At 48.9% G+C, this 4,000-nt stretch carries 1 protein-coding gene and 1 pseudogene; one reads left to right on the forward strand and one right to left on the reverse strand.

Annotated features, from left to right (window positions below; translation table 11 throughout):
• A partial coding sequence (gene smc / locus B7Y67_RS12335) for a chromosome segregation protein SMC (protein ID WP_293598903.1) occupies nt 1-3,270 on the reverse strand: 3,270 nt, incomplete at its 3' end.
• A gap of 174 nt (nt 3,271-3,444) precedes the next feature.
• Here smc and B7Y67_RS12340 point away from each other — a divergent pair.
• Nucleotides 3,445-3,900, forward strand: a pseudogene (locus B7Y67_RS12340) (2,3,4,5-tetrahydropyridine-2,6-dicarboxylate N-succinyltransferase); the annotation flags it as partial.
• Between the last annotated feature and the right edge of the window lie 100 nt (nt 3,901-4,000).

A 4,000-nucleotide genomic window follows, 5' to 3' on the forward strand; every position in this document is an offset into this window, starting at 1 on the left:
CAATGAGAAGACTAAGGCAATTGCGGTTAAGGCCTTTTCACCACCGGAGAGTAAATAGATTGAACTATTTTTCTTGCCGGGAGGCTGAGCCATCACCTGAACGCCTGCATCCAAGATTTCTTCACCAGTCATCACCAACTCTGCATGACCGCCACCAAATAGCTCAGGGAAGAGTTTTCCAAAATGGGTATTTACTTGGTCAAAAGTGCCTTGCAAGAGATCACGGGTTTCTGCATCAATCTTCGCAATCGCATCAGTCAATGTCTGCATCGCTTCATTTAAGTCTGCTGATTGCGCATCCAAGAACTGCTTACGCTCACGTGAGCTAGAAAGCTCATCTAAGGCAGCCATATTCACTGGGCCTAGAGATTGAATTTCTGTATTCAGACGATTCACTTCGGTTTGCAAAGCTCCAACCTTGAGGTCGGGACTAAAGCTAGCTTCCAATGCAGTGAGGTCTGCTTCGGCATCTGAAAGTAAGGTTGCAAACTGTTCAAAGTTCAAGCGAGCAGCCTGTTCACGCAACTGTAAATCCACCACCTTGTCGCGCATTGGCTGAAGACTGCGCTCAATCTGTAAGCGCACTTCATCCGCTTCACGTAGTTGATGTAATAAAGCGTCTTGTTCAGTACGGGCATTTGCCAGTGCAGCCTCACGAGCACTACGTGCCAACAATAAGCCCTGCAATTTATCTTGCGCTTCATCATCGCTGAGAGTTTCAAGTTCTTGCTCAGAGCTAGCTTGCTTATCCTGAATCTCCATAATCTGGACGCGCGCTGTACTTTGATCACGCTGTAAATCCGCAATACGCTGCTGTAAAGATCGGGTTGCAAAAGCTGCCTCTTGAGCTGACATCTCAGATGAGCGTAAGGATTCACGAAGACGATCGCGTTCTTGAGCAGCCAACTCAAGCTTCTCCTGAGCAATCGCCAGATTCTCTTGTAAGCCTTGTTTAGATTCTTCAGACTGAGCGAGCTCTTCTGCTGATTGCTCTTGAGTTTGAGTTAGCTGCTCCATTTGCTGGCGCAACTCACTTAACTCACCCTGAATTTGCTCAGCGCGCTGGCTGTACTTTTCTTCAGCTTGAGTTAACTGCATTCTTTCCACTTCAAAGCCATGCACTTCTTGTACAGCTTGTTCTGCAGCAATACGAGTTTGCTCAGCAGTTTGATGGGCAGCCTGGTAATTAGAAACACATTGATCCAGCTCACCTTGCAACTCACTCTGAATTAACTTTTGTGCACGCAATTGCTTTTCGAGACCTTCCATCTCTTGAGCACGAGCCAACATACCAGCCTGCTCAGAGTCTGCTGCGTATAGCTGCACACCAACACGGCTCACCAAATGGCCTTGTTGAGTAACGAAGGCGCCACCTGCTGGCAACTTCTCGCGACGATGTAGTGCATCTTCCAAGCTATTAGCAATGTAGATGTTATCTAACCACTCTTGCAATACGCCTGCAACACGCGGTGCGCCTGCGCTCTGAACTCGAGTCAATAGTGGCGTGAAATCCGCCGGCACAGTAGTGTGCGCAGGAGAGATATCTTCTGTTAGCAAAATAGCTAAACGGCTTGGGGGAGCATCATTGGCTAAAGCTAGAGTTTCTTGGACACTCTTCGCCGTTACCGCCGCTAAGCGCTCACGTAATACGGATTCCAAAGCAGCTTCCCAACCACTCTCCACCTTGAGTTCTTGCCAAAGACGCTTGCTCTCTTTTAAGCCTTTGCTCTCAAGCCATGGACCAATCTTGCCCTGCGCTTGAACGCTGGCCTGCAATGCAGTCAGTGCAGTTAATTTAGCTTCAGTTTGAGCCAATTCTTGGTTAGCTGATTGAATCTGCTGTTGCGCAGTATTACGAGCCTCATCAGCAGCTGGAACGCGCTGTTGTGCTTCACCGGCTTTTTGTCTTGCTTCATCAACTTTTCGCTGAGCCATTGCGTGGCGATCAATTGCCATCTGTAATGCTTCAGCATCCGGTCTACGCATGCCAGCAAGTTCAGCCTCAAGACGACTATCGCGCCCTTTGAGCTCTTCTACTTGAGTGGTAATTGCTTTAACGCGTTCACTTAGACTTGCTAAGCGCTGATCGATGGTTGCCAAGCTCTCGCGGGCATCATTGAGTTCTCGTGAGTAGACTTGATAGGACTCTTCGCGAGCTGGCATCTGCTCTTGCAAGCCAGATAATTCCGCTATTAATGTTTGCTCTTTTTCTGCAGCCAGACTGAGCTCTTGCTCTGCAGTGCGTTGAGCTTGTGCAGCATCTGTTTCTTGCACAGTCCAGCGCTGTAATTGAGCTAGTAAATCTTGGGATTGCTGTTGTAGACGCTGACGTGCTTCTTGCACATAACGAATCTGTGACTCTACTTGGCTGACATCAGCGTTGGTTTGATACAAGTCACCTTGCGCTTGAGAAACCTTATCTTGCAATGCGTACTGTTCGGTGCGCATGGTCTCGAGCTCAGTTTCAGCATGACGCATTTTTGCCGTCTGCTCTTCTAAATGGACTTGAGTGTCACGAATGCCATTGGCATGACGCTCCTGCTCTTTACCAGCCTCAGTCTGACGCACAAACCAGAGTAACTGTTGCTGAGATTTCATCTCTGCAGAAAGTTCAGCATGACGCTCAGCTACTGTAGCCTGCTTTTCTAAACGCGTGAGTTGTTGATCAAGCTCACGCAGGATGTCTTCTACGCGTACTAAATTTTCTTTGGTGTCTTCAAGTCGAGAGGCGGTTTCTTTGCGACGCTCTTTGTATTTTGAAACGCCTGCAGCTTCTTCCAAGAAAACACGCAGTTCTTCTGGCTTTGCTTCCAAGATGCGGTTGATCGTGCCCTGCCCAATAATCGCGTAGCCTCTTGGGCCCATGCCCGTTCCCAAGAAAATATCTTGAATATCTTTACGACGGACAACTTGATTGTTGACGTAGTAGCTCGAGTTGCCATCACGAGTCAAGACGCGTTTCACGCCCAGCTCAGTAAATGCACTCCACTGCCCTTGTGCGCGACCATCTGAATTGTCAAAAATGAGTTCTACACTGGCACGCCCAGAAGGTTTACGCAAACCAGAGCCATTAAAAATAACGTCCTGCATGGATTCACCACGCAACTCACTGGCTCGGGACTCCCCCAAAACCCAACGTACTGCATCAATAATGTTGGACTTTCCGCAACCATTAGGACCCACAACGCCGATCAATTGACCTGGCATTTCAAATTGGGTCGGATCGACAAATGACTTAAAGCCGGAAAGTTTGATGGATTTCAGTTGCACGGCGTACTTTGCAGGGAAAAAGGGGGTTCAAATAAGGGGGTAAAAATTATTACTAAAGTGGGAAGATGATAGCAAGCTTAGATCTACCTACACGGGTTTTTGCCCCACCGATATAATGATTAATCTACTTCCAGGGGCAAAACCCCTTAACAATCTGATAGTTAACTAAAAAGCATGAGCCAATCACCACAAAGCATCATCGAACAAGCCTGGGAAAACCGCGCAAACCTGTCCCCTGAGGCCGTTTCTGGAGAAATCCGTAACGCCGTCAATGCCGTCCTAGAGGGTCTCAATACAGGCAGCATTCGCGTAGCGGAGCGCCGTAGCGTTGGCAAATGGGAGGTAAACCAGTGGGTGAAAAAGGCAGTTTTGCTCTCTTTTCGCCTAGAAGACAATAAACCAATGGGTGCTGGTGGCTATACCCAGTTCTACGACAAGGTTCCTAGCAAGTTTGAGCACTACACCGCTCAAGACTTCGCCAATGGCGGTTTTCGCGTAGTTCCTCCTGCAATGGCTCGTCGTGGCTCATTTATTGGTAAAAATGCTGTTTTAATGCCTTCCTACGTCAATATTGGCGCTTATGTCGGTGAAGGCACGATGGTGGATACCTGGGCAACAGTAGGTTCATGCGGCACGAGCACAACGAGGCCCAGGCCGCCGGGCTGGTGATCGAACGGCTGCAGCGCGGCGAACGCGTGGCGTATGTGAGCGACGCCGGCACGCCCGCCGT

The organism is Polynucleobacter sp. 35-46-11, from assembly GCF_002281105.1.